We start from the raw sequence: 16,855 nt of genomic DNA, 5'->3' as shown, positions 1-16,855 counted from the left end.
TCATGACGCATCGCAGCAATCTTTTTTGACAAACTTCAGTTCTTTGAACGAATGGCGCGACTATGCCGATGCACTTCATCAACGAGCTCCGCCACGTTCTCGGGACGCGTGAATTGCGAAATCCCGTGACCGAGGTTGAAGACATGGCCGGGAAAGTTACCGAAGCTATCGAGCACCGCGCGTGCCTCGGTGCGGATCACGGCCGGCGACGCAAACAGCACCGATGGATCGATGTTGCCCTGGAGCGCCACCCGATCGCCCACTTTTTCGCGCGCCTGGCGCAGGTTCACGGTCCAGTCGAGTCCGACCGCGTCCACGCCAATGGCCGCAATCTGTTCCAGCCACAAACCGCCGCCCTTCGTGAACGTGATGACCGGCACTTTGACGCCGTCGTGCTCGCGCTTCAATCCCGCGACGACCTTCGCGATGTAGTCGAGCGAGAAGCGCTGATACGCGCCGTCAGCCAGAGCGCCGCCCCAGGTATCGAAGATCATCACGGCTTGCGCGCCCGCTTCGATCTGCGCATTCAGATAAGCGACAACCGCTTGCGCGTTGATATCGAGGATCCGATGCATCAGGTCCGGCCGCGTGTAGGCCATGGCCTTGACCATATGGTGATCGGGCGATCCAGCGCCTTCGACCATGTAGCACGCGAGCGTCCACGGGCTGCCTGAGAAGCCGATCAGCGGCACTTTCTGGCGGCCTTGGGCGTCAGTCAGCGCGCGGCGGATTTGCGATACCGCCTCGGTCACGTAACCCAGCGTGGCGTCGATATCCGGCACACGCAGCTTCGCGACGTCCTCTTCCGTGCGCACCGTGCGTTCGAATCGCGGACCTTCGCCCTGGACGAAAGTCAGGCCGAGGCCCATTGCATCGGGGATGGTCAGGATGTCCGAGAACAGGATGGCGGCATCGAGCGGGAAACGTTCCAACGGCTGGAGCGTGACTTCCGTTGCGTAATCCGGATTGGTCGCCAAGCCCATGAAACTGCCGGCGCGCGAACGCGTGGCGTTGTATTCGGGCAGGTAACGCCCCGCCTGACGCATCAGCCAGATCGGCGTGTAGTCGGTCGGCTGGCGCTGCAGCGCGCGCAGGAAGGTGTCGTTCAGGAGTGTGGAAGGCACGTGTCTTGGAGCGTAGGCAAAAGGGCATTCTACCGGACAGGGGTTTGCGTTCGTACTCGGCGATTCGGGATTTGCGGCAGGTGCCAACGATGATTCCCTTCGATATCATCGGCGGCTGAAATAATCTTTCCGGGAGTGTCGATGAAAATTCTTGCCTCTGGTTGCGGTGTCTTTCGCACGGGCGTTTGTGCCCTGCTACTCGGCCTCGGCCTCGGCTTTGGCTTTGGCTTTGGCTTTGTCATCAGCGCGCAGGCGCAGACCATGCAAGCCGGCAGCATCACCGCGGCTCCCAGCGCGAAGTTGCCCGCCAGCGCGCCAGCGGCCCCGCTCGCCTCATCGAGACTCGACGAAATCCTCGCACGCGGCACGCTGCGTATCTGCACGACGGGCGACTACAAACCGTACTCGTTCCTGAAGCCGGACGGCCAGTTCGAAGGCATCGACATTGACGCCGCGCAAAACCTCGCCCAGTCGATGAACGTCAAGGCCGAGTTCATCAAGACGTCGTGGTCAAACCTGATGACCGATTTCGTCGCGAAATGCGACATCGCGGTCGGCGGGGTGTCGACCTCGCTCGAACGCCAGAAACGCGCGTTCTTCACCCAGCCCTATATGGTCGACGGCAAGACGCCCATCGTCCGTTGCGCAGATGTCGATAAATATCAGACCGTCGCGCAAATCGATCAACCGGGCGTACGCACCATCGTGAATCCGGGTGGCACGAACGAGAAATTCGCGAAGCAGTTCTTCACGCATTCGCAATTGATCGAGTACCCCGACAACGTGACCATCTTCAAGCAAATCCTCGATGGCCAAGCCGACGTGATGGTCACCGATGCCTCCGAAACCCTGCTTCAGCAAAAGCTGAATCCAGGCTTGTGCTCGGTTCATCTGGACAAACCGTTCCAGTTCGGGGAAAAGGCGTATCTGCTGCCGCGCGGCGATGTGGTCTTCCAGCAATACGTCGATCAATGGCTGCACCTGTCGCGCTCGACGGGCGAATTTCAGGCCGTACTCGATAAATGGCTGAAATAAATAAAAAGGCGGCCGAAGTGAGGCCGCCTTTTTGCACAACTTTTCGCACAACGCTAACGCGCCTGTTACATGTGGCGAATTGACAATCCTACGTAAACCTTACGTAAGCCAATGGCGCTCGACATCGAAAAGTCAACGCTGTGCATGTAACAGTTCACCGAAGCGTTCCGACGTTTTTTTCATCCATGCCGCCGCCGCTTTCGAATGCGCCTGAATCCGCCCGAACCCGTGCGTCATGTCGTGCGCGTTAATGACCTCGGTGCGGCCGCCATTCGCTTCCAGAAAACGCGCCATTTCGTGAGCGTCGTCGTAAAGCGGATCGTAGGCAGCAGCAACGATCAATGCCCGCGCCGGCGTCCGATCGTAGGATTGCGCGAGCGGGAAAGCGCGCACGTCGTCGTCGGCAGGCGGTTCGGCCGTCAGGAATTGAGCCCAGTAAAAACGCATTTCTTCGGTGGTCAGGCCCGGCCCTTCCGCGTTGGCCGTAAAACTGCCGCCCTCGAAGCGGCAGCGCGCCACGGGATAAATCAACAATTGCGCTGTCACCAGACCCGCCACGCGATCATTCGCAGCCCGCGCAGCCACGGCGGCAAGGTGGCCGCCCGCGCTGTCGCCCGCCACGCCTAGCCGATCGGTCGCGAAGCCAAGGCGCGAACGATGTTCGGCGAGCCACAGGAGTGCATCGAGTGCATCGTCGACTGGCGCGGGGAAGGGATGCTCCGGCGCCATGCGGTAATCCACGCTCACGACCGCGCTTTGCGAGTCCTGGGCGAATTGCGCGACCATCAGGTCGTGGGTGTCCAGGTCCCCGACCACCCAGCCGCCTCCGTGAAAATAGACCACGAGAGGCAGCGGCTTCCTGGCCCCTGCCGGCCGATAAACCCGCGCCCGCAGCGCGCGTCCTTGAAGCGGCAAGAGCGTGTTCTCAACGTCGACGCTCGTTGGCCGCGGCCCCGCAAACTCACGCGCGACATCCTGAAACCGGCGCCGCACGGTCAATGGATCGGCATCGGGCGGCAGAAGGGGGAAGGCTGCGGCAACCTTGGCGTAATAGGCGAGAAGGTCTGCGTCGATGGTCATGCGAATGTCTCCAGTGCAATTTGTCGACCAGTTGGGTCGACGAATTTTGATTGTCCTTAAAATGTACGACTCGCGCTTGGCAGCGCAAGCATTTCTAAAATGGGCCGAATATCGACTTGTAAATCACCATAATCGACAAAATTTGGACAGAATAAACGCTGAGCCTTGCGCATCAAGGGTTACAACCTGAAACACTTTGTTACGGTGATGCCCCGATTATTCGCCCACAATCACTTCAACGGTCTCAACACGGATGTGATCGGGTGCAGCGTTGGTCAACTACAACGTCAAGTTGCATTCGACGGTCGGCATGTGCGCCGAATCCCCGCTTCAGGGACATGTTTGTTGGGGTCGTTAGCCGGTGAAATTTTACTGGCTGGTCCCACCCTTGGTCTCCTCGCGCTAACCCCGTAGCGTGTGGTTTTTAGCGGGCTCCAGGCCCGCTTTTTTTTCGCCTGGACAAACGTTTGCGTAAAAACTTAAATGGCTACCGCGATTATCTCAGGCAGCCGTTTTCATTTGTAGATCCAAGTGCTTGCCGGATACTTACGCCGTTTTAGCCTCCGATAGCTGCAACTCCTCAATCATCTTCGCCCGCATGATGAACTTCTGGACCTTGCCGGTAACTGTCATCGGCAATTCATCCACAAAGCGGATATGCCGTGGAATCTTGTAGCGCGCTATCTGTCCCTGACAGAATCCGCGAATGTCATCCGCGCTCGCATGCTCACCTGGACGCAGAACAATCCATGCGCATACTTCTTCGCCGTATTTAATATCGGGTACACCGAATACCTGGGCCGATTGAATCTTTGGATGCCGGAACAGGAACTCCTCGATCTCGCGCGGATAAATGTTTTCGCCGCCGCGAATCAGCATGTCTTTTAATCGTCCGACGATATTGCAATAACCGTCGGCATCGAGGGTGGCCAGATCGCCGGTATGCATCCAGCCGTCGATAATCGCTTCGCGTGTTTTTTCTTCGTCGCCCCAATATCCTTTCATTACCGAATATCCGCGCGTGCAAAGCTCGCCCGTTTCGCCAACCGGGACAATTTCGCCGAGTGGATCGACCAGCTTTACCTCGAGATGCGGCTGGATTTGACCGACCGTCGTGGTGCGTTTATCGAGGGGATCGGTGGTCGAGCTTTGGAACGACACGGGACTCGTTTCCGTCATTCCGTACGCGATCGTGATTTCGCGCAAGTGCATCTGCGAAACCACCTTCTTCATCGTTTCGATAGGGCACGGCGAACCCGCCATGATGCCGGTGCGCAGCCGGCTCAGGTCGTATTTATCGAAGTTCGGGAGATCGAGTTCCGCGATGAACATTGTCGGCACGCCGTGCAACGCGGTGCAGCGTTCTTCATCGACTGCAGCGAGCGTCGCGGCGGGATCGAACGCTTCGCCGGGGAATACCATGGCCGCGCCCACCGATATGCAAGCGAGAACCGCCAGCACCATGCCGAAGCAGTGATATAGCGGCACGGGAATGCACAGCGAGTCCTGCTCGGTGAGCAACATCGAGTGCGCGATGTAACGGCCGTTGTTCACCACGTTGTGATGAGTAAGCGTGGCGCCCTTGGGGTTGCCGGTGGTGCCGCTCGTGAACTGGATATTGATCGGATCGTGGTGTGTGAGCGTCGACTCCAGCGCATCGAGTTGTGCTGTGTTGAGCGCATCGCGGCCGCGCGACATGACGTCGGGGAAACGCAGCATGCCGGGCGTCGCGCCCTCGCCCATCCGGATCACGGCTTTTAAATCGGGAAAGCGCGCCGCGTTGAGCGCGCCCGGTTCGGCGGTGGCAAGCTCCGGCGCTAACGCTTGCAGCATCTCCAGATACTTCGATGTCTTGAACTGTTCCGCTGCGATCAGCGCTTTGCAGCCGACCTTGTTCAACGCGTACTCGAGCTCCGCCAGCCGATACGCCGGGTTGATGTTCACCAGGATCGCGCCAATCCGCGCGGTGGCAAATTGCGTCAGCAACCACTCGGCGCGATTCGGCGACCAAATGCCCACGCGGTCGCCGGCGGCAACGCCAAGCATGAGCAAACCGGACGCGAGGACATCGACTTCATCGGCGAACTGCCGCCAGGTCCAACGGATGCTTTGCTCGCGGAAGATCACCGCGGGACGGTCGGGAAATTTCGCGGTCGTATCGCGGAGAAAGCGAGACACGCTGGCATCGCTCAGCGGCATATCCGTCGAGCCGCGAACGTACGACACACCGTCGCGTGGTTCGATCTGCGGCCCGGTATGGATCGGTTGGGTAGGCATATCGAAGAGCTCCTCCGTGGGACGGCGCAATGAGACAACGATGAAGCGCCATGAAAGCGATTCGGAAGCCTGATTGTGCATCGCCAGGGAGCGCTAGGGCATTGAGTGTTACCCGCAAAACCGCGAGGATCAACGCATGTTCGTTGTGCAGTTTTGCGCGCAAGCGCCCAGGTCATGGGCGCTTGCATCGCGGTCCTGAACACCCATAAAAAAAGCAGCCCGAAGGCTGCTTTTTCATCTCGCCAGACTCGCGAAACGCTTAGTGATTACCGCGCAGCTTCCGCAGCCGCTGAATCGCCGCGATCTGAGCCGTCGCGTACGCCAACTCCGCTTGCGCGGTCGCGTACTCGAGGTTCGAACCCGTGTTCTGCAACGCCTCTTCAGCGCGCTTCTTCGCTTCGAGCGCCTTCGCTTCGTCGAGATCCTGACCACGGATCGCGGTATCGGCAAGAACCGTCACCACGCCCGGTTGAATCTCGAGAATCCCGCCTGCAACGAACACGAACTCTTCGTCGCCGTTCTCCGCTTCGATACGCACAGCACCCGGACGAATCCGCGTGATGAGCGGCGTGTGACCCGGCAAAATGCCGAGTTCACCCGCTTCGCCCGGCAATGCGACGAACTTCGCCCGGCCCGAGAAGATCTGCTCTTCCGCGCTGACGACGTCTACTTGAATAGTTGCCATATCGACTCCAATAGGGCGCGGTTTCTACAACTTCCGCGCCCGGCCATCCTTATTGAATCTTCTTGGCCTTTTCGAAGGCTTCGTCGATCGTGCCGACCATGTAGAACGCCTGCTCCGGCAGATGATCGCATTCGCCTTCCACGATCATCTTGAAGCCGCGGATGGTTTCCTTTAGCGGCACGTACTTGCCCGGCGAGCCCGTGAAGACTTCCGCGACGTGGAACGGCTGCGACAGGAAACGCTGGATCTTACGAGCGCGCGCAACGGCGAGCTTGTCTTCCGGCGCGAGTTCGTCCATGCCCAGAATCGCGATAATGTCGCGCAATTCCTTGTAGCGCTGCAGCGTTTGCTGCACGCCGCGCGTGATGGCGTAGTGCTCTTCGCCAATCACGTTCGGGTCGATCTGACGCGAGGTCGAATCGAGCGGGTCCACAGCCGGATAAATACCCAACGAAGCAATGTCACGCGACAACACGACGGTTGCGTCCAGGTGACCAAACGTGGTCGCCGGCGACGGGTCGGTCAAGTCATCGGCAGGAACGTACACGGCTTGCACTGACGTGATCGAACCGGTTTTCGTCGACGTGATCCGTTCTTGCAGACGGCCCATTTCTTCAGCCAGCGTGGGCTGATAGCCCACTGCCGACGGCATACGTCCCAGCAGAGCCGACACTTCCGTACCAGCCAGCGTGAAACGGTAGATGTTGTCCACGAAGAACAGCACGTCCAGACCTTCGTCGCGGAAATGCTCGGCCATCGTCAGGCCGGTCAGCGCTACGCGCAGACGGTTGCCCGGCGGCTCGTTCATCTGGCCGTACACCAGCGCGACCTTGTCCAGAACGTTCGAATCCTTCATTTCATGATAGAAGTCGTTCCCTTCGCGGGTACGCTCGCCAACACCGGCGAACACGGAATAACCACCGTGCTCTTTAGCGATGTTGTTGATCAGTTCCATCATGTTCACGGTCTTGCCCACACCGGCGCCACCGAACAGACCAACCTTACCGCCCTTGGCGAACGGGCAGATCAAGTCAATCACCTTGATGCCGGTTTCGAGCAGTTCGGTCGACGGCGACAGATCTTCGAACTTCGGCGCCTTCTGGTGAATCCCGCGCGTCACGTCCGAGTTGATCGGGCCGGCTTCGTCGATAGGACGACCCAGCACGTCCATGATCCGGCCAAGCGTCGGCTTGCCGACGGGCACGCTGATCGGCTTACCCGTGTTCTTCACGACCGTACCGCGCCGCAATCCATCCGATGCACCCAGGCAAATGGTACGGACCACGCCGTCGCCCAGCTGTTGCTGAACTTCGAGCGTCAGTTCCGACCCTTCCAAAACGAGCGCGTCGTAGATTTTCGGCATGTCGGAACGCGGGAATTCCACGTCGATAACCGCGCCGATGCACTGTACGATCTTGCCTTCTACCAAAGCAGTAGTACTCATCGCATTTCCTTTAGATACTTGAATTCTTCACTCGCGCGACAGGCGCAGTTCGATTCGACACCCGCGATCAACCGACCGCTGCAGCGCCACCGACGATTTCTGACAATTCCTTCGTAATCGCTGCTTGCCGGCTCTTGTTGTACACGAGCTGCAATTCACCGATCACGGTCTTCGCGTTATCCGACGCGGCCTTCATGGCGACCATGCGAGCCGATTGCTCCGATGCCATGTTTTCCGCCACTGCCTGATACACAAGCGCTTCGACATACCGCACGAGCAATTCGTCGACAACGGTCTGCGCATCCGGCTCGTAGATGTAATCCCACGATGTCTTCGGCGTGACCGGTTCGCTGTCTTTATCGAGGCCGTCCTTGCGCGCGAAATCGCTTGCCGACAAAGGCAGCAATTGTTCGATCACCGCTTCCTGCTTCATCGTGTTGATGAAGCGCGTGAACGCCAGATAAACCGCGCTGATCTTGCCTTCCGAATACAGGTCGAGCTGCACCTTGATCGCGCCGATCAGCTTTTCCAGATGCGGCGTGTCGCCCAGATGCGTGACTTGCGACACGGTCTTGGCCTTCAACCGGTTCAGGAAGCCCAGACCCTTGCTGCCGATCGCCGACGCTTCGACCGTCTGACCTTTCTGCTCGAGCTCCTTGAACTTCAGGAGCGCCGCGCGAAGGATGTTCGTGTTCATGCCGCCGCACAGACCTTTATCGGTCGTGACGAGGATGATGCCGGCCGCTTTCGCGCCCTTGTTCTCAACCATGAACGGATGGCGATACTCAGGCGTGGCAGCGCTCATGTGAGCTGCGACGTCGCGGATCTTGTCGGCATACGGGCGAGCAGCGCGCATGCGCTCCTGCGCGCGGCGCATTTTCGACGCAGCCACCATTTCCATCGCCTTGGTGATCTTGCGCGTGTTTTGCACGCTCTTGATCTTGCCGCGGATTTCCTTCATTCCAGCCATTGCTTACTCCTTTGTCGATCCGAGTTAGCGCTTCAGCGCTTACTCGGTTCCCATGCTTCGCGGTCGGCCCGAGTTAGCGCGTGAGCGTTACTCGGGGCCCATGCAAAGCTATCGAAGTGGTGCGGGATGCTTCGTTGGTTCTAAAAGCGGCCCGCACCGCTTCGAAGTTCGATCAATACGAGGATCAGTAAGCGCCCGACTTCTTGAAGTCCTTCAGCGCGGCATGCAATGCGCCTTCGTCGTCCTTCGACAAGTCTTTGTTCTGTTCGATGCGATTGATCATGTCCGTGTGCTTCGTCTTCAAGAAGTCGCGGAGACCCTTTTCAAACGGCAGCACCTGAGCCACTTCGAGATCGTCGAGGTAACCGTTGTTCGCGGCAAACAGCGCGATCGCCAGTTCCCAAACCTGCAGCGGCTGATACTGCGGCTGCTTCAGCAGTTCTGTCACGCGGCGGCCGCGCTCCAGTTGCTTACGCGTCGCTTCGTCCAGGTCCGATGCAAACTGCGAGAACGCGGCCAATTCACGATACTGCGCCAAGTCGGTACGAATACCGCCGGACAGCTTCTTGATGACCTTGGTCTGCGCTGCACCACCCACTCGCGACACGGACACGCCTGCATTAATAGCAGGACGAATACCGGCGTTGAACAAGTCGGTTTCCAGGAAGATCTGGCCGTCGGTAATCGAGATCACGTTCGTCGGAACGAATGCGGTCACGTCGCCAGCTTGCGTTTCAATGACCGGGAGTGCCGTCAGCGAACCGCTCTTGCCCTTCACTTCGCCGTTCGTGAACTTCTCAACGTAGTCTTCCGACACGCGAGCAGCACGTTCCAGCAAACGCGAGTGCAGATAGAACACGTCGCCCGGATACGCTTCACGACCCGGCGGACGGCGCAGCAACAGCGAAATCTGACGATACGCCCATGCTTGCTTGGTCAAATCGTCATACACGATCAGCGCGTCTTGACCGCGATCGCGGAAGTATTCGCCCATCGTGCAGCCCGCGTACGGTGCGAGGTATTGCATCGCAGCCGATTCCGAAGCCGAAGCCGCGACCACGACCGTGTATTCCATCGCGCCGCTTTCTTCCAGCTTGCGCACCACGTTCATGATCGACGAAGCTTTCTGGCCGATCGCAACGTAGATACAGAAGAGGTTCTTGCCCTTCTGGTTGATGATCGCGTCAATGGCGACAGCGGTCTTGCCGCACTGGCGGTCGCCAATGATCAGCTCGCGCTGGCCACGGCCAACCGGCACCATGGCGTCGATGGACTTCAGACCCGTTTGAACCGGCTCGGAAACCGACTTACGCCAAATCACGCCCGGTGCAATCTTTTCGACAGCGTCGGTCATCTTTGCGTTGACCGGACCCTTGCCGTCGATAGGCACGCCCAGTGCATCGACCACACGGCCGAGCAGTTCCGGACCTACCGGCACTTCGAGAATACGGCCCGTCGTCTTGACGATGTCGCCTTCCGAAATGTGTTCGTATTCGCCCAAAATCACGGCGCCGACCGAATCGCGCTCGAGGTTCAGCGCGAGGCCGAAGGTGTTACCCGGGAATTCGAGCATTTCGCCCTGCATCACGTCCGACAAACCGTGAATACGCACGATACCGTCGGTCACGGAAATCACAGTGCCTTGGTTGCGAACATCTGCGCTCGCTTCCAGACCCTGGATCCGGCTCTTGATCAGCTCGCTGATCTCAGAGGGATTGAGTTGCATTAGTCACTCCTGATAGTCAATTCTTAACCGCGCCGGCGCAAAGCGCGTCAGGCGGACAGCGCCGTCTGCATGCTGGCAAGGCGCGCGCGGACCGAGGTATCGAGTACTTCGTCGCCTACCGTCACGCGAACACCGCCAATCAGCGACTTATCGACTTCAACAGTAGGTTTCAGCTTGCAATGAAACTTGCGTTCGAGATTCGCGACAAGGTCGGTCAACTGTGCGCCTTCCAGCGGAAATGCGCTGACAATCAGCGCATCGGCCGCACCTTCGCGGGAATTCTTCAGCTCGTCGAACTGCACGGCAATTTCCGGCATCAGCGTCAACCGATGGTTGTCCACCAGCATCCGCACCAGGTTCTTGGCCTCGGGTTGCTGCGCGAGCGGCGATTTCACCGCCGACAACAACAGCTCGCTGACCTGATCGCGGCTCACTTTCGGGCTCGTCGCGATGGACAGCACTTCAGGCAAACGCGCAACCTGAGCCAGCTCCTCGACGAAGTCGGACCAGGCGGCGAGCTCACCCGCTTCGGCCACGCGGAATACGGCTTCCGCGTAGGGTCGTGCGATGGTTGCAAGTTCGGCCATGATCAGAGCTCGGCTTTGAGTTGATTCAGCATCTCGGCGTGAGCCGATTGATCGACTTCGCGCTTCAGGATCTGCTCGGCGCCCTTCACGGCCAATGCCGCGACTTCGCCGCGCAATGCTTCGCGCGCTTTGACGACTTGCTGTTCTGCATCAGCCTTCGCTTGCGCAATGATGCGCGCGGCTTCGGCCTGGGCGTTAGCCTTGATTTCGTCGGCGACTGCGACTGCGCGCTTTTCAGCATCTGCAATACGCTGCTGGCCGTCGTTACGGGCTTGCGCGAGTTCCTGGTCGACGCGCTTATGTGCGGCTTCGAGTTCGGCCTTGCCCTTTTCGGCGGCTGACAAGCCGTCGGCGATCTTCTTCGAGCGCTCATCCAGGGCGTTGATCAACGGCGGCCACACGAACTTCATCGTGAACCACGCGAGGATCAGAAACACGACCATTTGCGCAAACAGGGTTGCGTTGAGATTCACGGTGTTTCCTTAAACGTTGCTAATCCGGAGAGTGAAACGGCAAGGCGCCTGATCGAGGGTTGCATCGATTAAGCGCCGTTGCACGTTCCGTCCTGCGCCCGTAGCTTGAAAGCCCGAGCGCACACTTCCGAGGAACCTCAGCCTGCGACGAGCTTCGACAGCAGCGGGTTCGCGAACGCAAACAGCATTGCCACACCAACGCCAATCAGGAACGCCGCGTCGATCAGACCAGCCAAGAGGAACATCTTGGTTTGCAGCGGGTTCATCAGTTCCGGCTGGCGAGCGCACGCTTCAATGTACTTGCCGCCCATCAGGCCGATACCGATACAGGCGCCGATTGCACCCAGGCCGATGATGATGCCGATACCGATGGCGGTCAGACCCTGGATGTTGGCGATGAAAGCGTTCATGACTACTCCTATGTGAAAAGACTTTGGAACTTAGATTTATAAAAAATTGAAACTCGATACGATTTTGCTGACTTTTGGTCGCTGTTACGTTCTTTCGCTGCGGTGTTCTGCAGCGTTTTACCGAACTACTGTGACCCTTCCCTGCTGCCTGATTGCGATACTGAGTACGTTATCGCGTGCTTAGTGCGAATCATGTGCCTGGCCGAGATACACCAGTGTCAGCATCATGAAAATAAACGCCTGCAGCAGCACGATCAGAATGTGGAAGATCGCCCAAACCGTTCCTGCAACCACGTGGCCCAAGAAGCCGAGCACGGAGGCGTCCGCGCCGAAGTGCCACATGCTGCCGAGCAGTGCGATCAGCAGGAACAACAGTTCGCCTGCATACATGTTGCCGAACAGCCGCATGCCGAGGGAAACCGTCTTGGCGACGAACTCGATGATGTTGAGTGCAAGGTTCGGGATCCACAGCAGCGGATGCGCGCCGAACGGAGCGGACAGCAGTTCGTGCACGAAGCCGCCGGCGCCCTTGATCTTGAAGTTGTAGTAAATCATCAGCACGAACACGCCGATAGCAATGCCCAGCGTGCCGTTCAGGTCAGCGGTCGGGACAATGCGCATATGCGGGAACGTCTCCGACAAACCCAGCCAGCCGATTACGCGCGTGGGCAAGTCTACCGGGATGAAGTCGAGCGAATTCATGAGCGCGACCCATACGAACACCGTAAGGGCGAGCGGGGCGATGAAACGGCGGCTGCCGTGGACCATCGACTTCGACTGGTCTTCCACCATCTCGACCAGCATTTCGATCGCGCACTGGAAGCGGCCTGGCACGCCGGATGTCGCCTTACGCGCAGCCAGACCGAGAATGATGATCGTGACGACGCCGCAAAGAATCGACCAGAACAACGTGTCGAGATTCCAGACATGGATGTCGAAAATCGACGTCTGTTGCGAAGTGGAAAGATTCTGCAAGTGGTGCGCGATGTACTCCGACGGATCCATCGCGTGCGTTCCTTCGCTAGCTGCCATAACTTTAAAGCCACCCAAATTGTCGAAAATCTTCCGCCGCCCGCGTGATCCTCGAGCCGCCACATGGTTGACGGTTCGCCGGGCGCGGGCCCGCGTGCAGGAGAGTTACTCCGCACGTATTAATTTGCTCTGATACCGTTGGTACGTCACTTACCTGGCACGTCAAGTCTGCAAACGCACTGCGTTATTTCCAGGCCATTGCGATCCAGTACGTCTTCAATGCGATGAGGTACGTGACCAGCAGCGGTATCCACAGCACACCTTTGAAACCGTACGCGATCGCCGCGAACATGGCGATAGTCGCGCCCATCTTGATTGCTTCGCCGATCACCCAGCTCGCGACGGTTTCCGCGCCGCTCTTCGCTTTCAGACGTGCCGCGAACAATCCGCTCGGCACCCAGCAAATCGCTCCCCCGAGGAACGCCGACAGCGCGGCGACACCCGGTGGACTGTAGAACAGCCACCATGCCAACGTCGCACACAGGGACAAAACCATTTGCGCCGCCACGACCTTGAACGGCGTGACACGCGATGGACGACTCACTCCGGGACCAAACAGCGTCTCCGCCTCTGCCCGCGTAAGCGGAACAGTTTTGTTATCTTGCGCTTCGGCGTCCCACGAATCGTCAAACGGATGATTCGGCGCATGACCCGACTGACCAGAAGAAATGGAATCAGGCGTTGAACCAGACGTTTTGTGTCCGGTCAAATTCGCGGCAGGGCGTGAATCGCGCCCATCTTGCCCGCCTTCCGGCGCTCGATCCTGCTCTCGCACCGCCATCACACATCTCACTAAAAGTCAGTTACAGCCAGCGCGTTTACCTTCCGTTCATGGCTGCATTCAACCACATACTTACGTAGCGCTTTCGGAGTCGCCAAGCTGATAAATCCGGGGGATTGTAAGCGATTGTTGTCACAGATTCAATAGCTTAGGGCCATCAAAAAACAAGCGGACGAGCCTGAAAAACACGTCTCCAAAAGGAGATTTCGCTTGTACGGACAACGAGTTTGATTAACGCCGGATATGGACTTGTTTCACGTCGTTTTTAAACAGGACGCAAATTGCATTGCGTGCGCCGCACCATTTTTATCGGATTAAACAAGCCACGCGCCAATAGCCGCTGCGACGATCCAGAATGGAATGGAGATAAGGTGAAACGGACCCCACATGCCGCGCTCGCCCGAAAGCCGAACGGCAATCAGATTGGCGAGTGAACCGATCGCGATGCCGAAACCACCCACGCTCACACCGAATGCCAGCGCGCGCCAGTCTTTCGAGAACTCGGCGAGCATGATCGCTGCCGGAACGTTGCTGATTCCCTGGGACAACACGGCGCCGGCTGCGTATGCCTTGAGCGGCGTATTCAGGCCCAGACCGGCTATTGCGTGATGCACCCACGGCAACGCGGCCACGCTGCGCAGCACGATGAACATCAGCACGAAGATCAGCAACAGCAACCAGTCGATCTTCAGCACGACTTGACGTCGCCACAACAGGAAACCGACAGCAACGGCGGCCAGGCCGATGCCGGCATAGTGCGCATCGGCGAGAACCACGAAAGCGACGAACGCAATGCCCGCGACCGTGCAAAGCGGGATATCGACGGAATGCGCTTCTGTGTCGCCGGAAAGATCGAGTGGCTTGTTGCGGAACATCACGGCGGCCAGCACGTAAAGCATCGCCATCAGCGCCGCACATAACGGCAGCAACGCCCAGACGAAGCCGCCGAAGGACACGCCGCTCGTCTGCCAGAGAAACAGGTTCTGCGGGTTGCCGAGCGGTGTCAGGATCGATCCGGCATTCACCGAAATCGCAATGAAGATCACCAGCCGCTTGATAGGAAGCGGCGCCAGTTTGTGCAGCGACAAGGTCAATGGCACGACGGCGAACAATGCGACGTCGTTGGTGAGCAAGGTCGAGAGCACTGCGGCGAGACCGATCAGCAAGAACGCCAAGCCGCGTTCGCCATGAATCCGATGCACAACGCGGTGCGCCATCCACATGAGGAAGCCGGACAGCTCCACCGCCTTGGTCAACATCAGCAAACCAGCGAGCGTCAGCACGGTCTGCCAGTCGATCAGCGCAGGCAACGATGCCCACGGCTTGGGATGCAGGATTTGCAGCGCGATGAGCGCAACAATCAGGATCGCCAAGACGGGTTCTTTGCTGACGAGCGCCCACGCTTTGGACATTGGGTTCGTCTGAGCGGGCTTGGCTTCGGCGGGCAACTGCATTGCGGCCTAGGCCTGCGCTGCGGATGTGTTGTCAGTAGTCGCCTTGCCGTTGACTGCGCCCGTGCGCAGCCGTCCCAAAATGCCTTCGAGCGCGTCGAGGTCACCGAAGTCGATCTGCAACTTGCCGCGCCCTCGCCCGCCCATCTTGATCTTCACGTTCGCCGACAGCAGGTCGGACAACTCCTCTTCGAGCCGGCGCGTGTCGCGGCCGCCATCGTGCGCGGTGCGCGCTTTTGTCGCGGGCGCTTCCTTGGTCGTCGATGAAACCAGCTTCTCGGTTTCACGCACCGACATGCGCCGGTTGACCACCTGGTTGGCCAACTGGATCTGCGTGGCGGCATCGACGGCAAGCAGTGCGCGGGCATGACCCATGTCGAGATCGCCTGCAAGCAGCATGGTTTGAACCGGCGTAGCCAGGTTCAGCAAGCGCAGCAAATTCGATACGGCACTGCGCGAACGCCCGACTGACTCTGCAGCTTGCTCATGCGTGAAATCGAATTCATCGAGCAGACGCTGAATACCCTGCGCTTCTTCAAGCGGATTCAGATCCTCGCGCTGAATGTTTTCGATCAGGGCCATGGCGGCCGCGGCCTGATCCGGCACGTTCTTCACCAGCACCGGCACTTCTTCAAGGCCAGCCAATTTCGCCGCCCGGAAGCGGCGTTCGCCGGCAATGATCTCGTACCGGTCGTTGCCAATCGAACGCACCAGGATTGGCTGCATCACACCTTGCGCACGGATACTCGCGGCCAGCTCCTGCAGCGCGCCTTCGTCCATTCGCGTACGCGGCTGATACTTGCCTGCCTGCATCACGTCGAGGCGCAGAGCGCTCGGCAACCCTTCGCTGCGCACGGCCTCGGTGATATCCGAACTTCCGCCCAGCAGGGCCTCCAGACCACGCCCAAGGCCCTTCTTCTTCATCGTCGCGCTCATCTTGCTTCCTCGTTCTGCCATCTTGACGCTGTGTCCGTTAAAGCGCGCGTACGCGCTCGATCATTTCCGTACCGAACTGGATATACGCCTGCGCGCCACGCGATGCCCGATCAAACACGACGCCGGGCAGACCGTAACTGGGCGCTTCGGCCAGACGGACGTTGCGGGGGATGACGACGTCGAAGAGCTTGTCGCCGAAATGCTGTTTCAGTTGATCCGATACCTGTTGCTGCAATGTAATACGCGGATCGAACATGACGCGCAATAAACCGATTACCTTCAGGTCGCGGTTGAGATTCGCGTGAACCTGCTTGATCGTGTTGACGAGATCGGACAAGCCTTCCAGCGCGAAATACTCGCACTGCATCGGAATGACGACGCCGTGAGCAGCGCACAACCCGTTCAGCGTGAGTAACGACAAAGCCGGCGGGCAATCGATGAGAATGAAGTCATATTCGGCTTCAACTTCGGTCAACGCCTTACGTAGCACGCGTTCCCGGTTTTCGACGCTGACCAGTTCCACCTCGGCGCCCGCCAGTTCGCGATTAGCCGGCAAGACGTCGTAGCCGACGGCATCGGTGCGAGTACGCGCTTCAAGTACCGTGACTCCGTTGACCAGCACGTCGTACACGGTGCTTTCGACCGCCGCTTTGTCGACGCCACTGCCCATCGTTGCGTTGCCCTGCGGGTCCAGGTCGACCAGCAAAACCCGCTGGTCGAGCGCCGCCAGACTGGCCGCGAGGTTGACTGCTGTCGTCGTCTTTCCGACGCCGCCCTTCTGGTTCGCGACGCAGAAGATTTTTGCCATCGTGATGTGTCCCTTCTTTCCTGACTGGATTTCAGG

16 protein-coding genes are annotated in these 16,855 nt (G+C 58.9%); 1 reads left to right on the top strand and 15 read right to left on the bottom strand.

Annotation, left to right across the window (positions count from 1 at the left end; all coding sequences use genetic code 11):
• Positions 1 to 35: 35 nt before the first annotated feature.
• A complete protein-coding gene (gene hemE, locus ACMX25_RS01405; protein ID WP_414947767.1) occupies positions 36 to 1,124 on the bottom strand; it encodes a uroporphyrinogen decarboxylase in 1,089 nt (362 codons plus the stop codon).
• Positions 1,125 to 1,385: 261 nt separating this feature from the next.
• Between hemE and ACMX25_RS01400 the strand changes: the two genes are divergently transcribed.
• Positions 1,386 to 2,159 carry a transporter substrate-binding domain-containing protein gene (locus ACMX25_RS01400; protein ID WP_414947940.1) on the top strand — a complete coding sequence of 258 codons (774 nt, stop codon included), beginning with the start codon at positions 1,386 to 1,388 and terminating at the stop codon, positions 2,157 to 2,159.
• A 132-nt stretch (positions 2,160 to 2,291) separates the two neighbouring features.
• Here ACMX25_RS01400 and ACMX25_RS01395 read toward each other — a convergent pair whose 3' ends face one another.
• The 14 genes from ACMX25_RS01395 to ACMX25_RS01330 form a co-directional block, all read right to left on the bottom strand.
• Positions 2,292 to 3,239, bottom strand: coding sequence for an alpha/beta hydrolase (locus tag ACMX25_RS01395; protein WP_414947766.1), 948 nt, complete (start codon positions 3,237 to 3,239; stop codon positions 2,292 to 2,294).
• Positions 3,240 to 3,785: 546 nt separating this feature from the next.
• A complete protein-coding gene (locus ACMX25_RS01390; protein ID WP_414947765.1) occupies positions 3,786 to 5,516 on the bottom strand; it encodes an AMP-binding protein in 1,731 nt (576 codons plus the stop codon).
• A gap of 259 nt (positions 5,517 to 5,775) precedes the next feature.
• The gene (locus tag ACMX25_RS01385; protein ID WP_031364241.1) at positions 5,776 to 6,201 is read right to left on the bottom strand and encodes a F0F1 ATP synthase subunit epsilon; all 426 of its coding nucleotides are present in this window, start codon (positions 6,199 to 6,201) and stop codon (positions 5,776 to 5,778) included.
• A gap of 49 nt (positions 6,202 to 6,250) precedes the next feature.
• On the bottom strand, positions 6,251 to 7,645 hold the full coding sequence (gene atpD, locus ACMX25_RS01380; protein ID WP_031364240.1) for a F0F1 ATP synthase subunit beta: 1,395 nt from the start codon (positions 7,643 to 7,645) through the stop codon (positions 6,251 to 6,253).
• A 67-nt stretch (positions 7,646 to 7,712) separates the two neighbouring features.
• Positions 7,713 to 8,615, bottom strand: a complete 903-nt coding sequence (atpG, locus tag ACMX25_RS01375; protein ID WP_414947764.1) for a F0F1 ATP synthase subunit gamma — start codon at positions 8,613 to 8,615, stop codon at positions 7,713 to 7,715.
• A 184-nt stretch (positions 8,616 to 8,799) separates the two neighbouring features.
• A complete protein-coding gene (gene atpA, locus ACMX25_RS01370; RefSeq protein WP_414947763.1) occupies positions 8,800 to 10,341 on the bottom strand; it encodes a F0F1 ATP synthase subunit alpha in 1,542 nt (513 codons plus the stop codon).
• Between the two features lie 47 nt (positions 10,342 to 10,388).
• The gene (locus ACMX25_RS01365) at positions 10,389 to 10,928 is read right to left on the bottom strand and encodes a F0F1 ATP synthase subunit delta (protein WP_089159755.1); all 540 of its coding nucleotides are present in this window, start codon (positions 10,926 to 10,928) and stop codon (positions 10,389 to 10,391) included.
• 2 nt (positions 10,929 to 10,930) lie between these two features.
• Complete coding sequence (locus ACMX25_RS01360) at positions 10,931 to 11,401, bottom strand: F0F1 ATP synthase subunit B (RefSeq protein WP_414947762.1); 471 nt, start codon at positions 11,399 to 11,401, stop codon at positions 10,931 to 10,933.
• Positions 11,402 to 11,538: 137 nt separating this feature from the next.
• Positions 11,539 to 11,811 carry a F0F1 ATP synthase subunit C gene (atpE, locus tag ACMX25_RS01355; RefSeq protein ID WP_031364235.1) on the bottom strand — a complete coding sequence of 91 codons (273 nt, stop codon included), beginning with the start codon at positions 11,809 to 11,811 and terminating at the stop codon, positions 11,539 to 11,541.
• A 180-nt stretch (positions 11,812 to 11,991) separates the two neighbouring features.
• A complete protein-coding gene (atpB, locus tag ACMX25_RS01350) occupies positions 11,992 to 12,843 on the bottom strand; it encodes a F0F1 ATP synthase subunit A (protein ID WP_414947761.1) in 852 nt (283 codons plus the stop codon).
• A gap of 184 nt (positions 12,844 to 13,027) precedes the next feature.
• Positions 13,028 to 13,624: an ATP synthase subunit I gene (locus tag ACMX25_RS01345; protein WP_414947760.1), complete on the bottom strand. Its 597-nt coding sequence runs from the start codon at positions 13,622 to 13,624 to the stop codon at positions 13,028 to 13,030.
• 314 nt (positions 13,625 to 13,938) lie between these two features.
• Positions 13,939 to 15,036: an SLC13 family permease gene (locus tag ACMX25_RS01340; RefSeq protein ID WP_414947759.1), complete on the bottom strand. Its 1,098-nt coding sequence runs from the start codon at positions 15,034 to 15,036 to the stop codon at positions 13,939 to 13,941.
• Between the two features lie 48 nt (positions 15,037 to 15,084).
• The gene (locus tag ACMX25_RS01335; RefSeq protein WP_414947758.1) at positions 15,085 to 16,011 is read right to left on the bottom strand and encodes a ParB/RepB/Spo0J family partition protein; all 927 of its coding nucleotides are present in this window, start codon (positions 16,009 to 16,011) and stop codon (positions 15,085 to 15,087) included.
• A gap of 37 nt (positions 16,012 to 16,048) precedes the next feature.
• Positions 16,049 to 16,819, bottom strand: a complete 771-nt coding sequence (locus ACMX25_RS01330) for a ParA family protein (RefSeq protein WP_414947939.1) — start codon at positions 16,817 to 16,819, stop codon at positions 16,049 to 16,051.
• Positions 16,820 to 16,855 lie beyond the last annotated feature (36 nt).

This window comes from Caballeronia eucalypticola (assembly GCF_047608185.1).
Classification (GTDB): domain Bacteria; phylum Pseudomonadota; class Gammaproteobacteria; order Burkholderiales; family Burkholderiaceae; genus Caballeronia.
The sequence above is the reverse complement of the archived record's forward strand: the minus strand, read 5'-3'. Positions and strand labels throughout refer to the sequence as shown.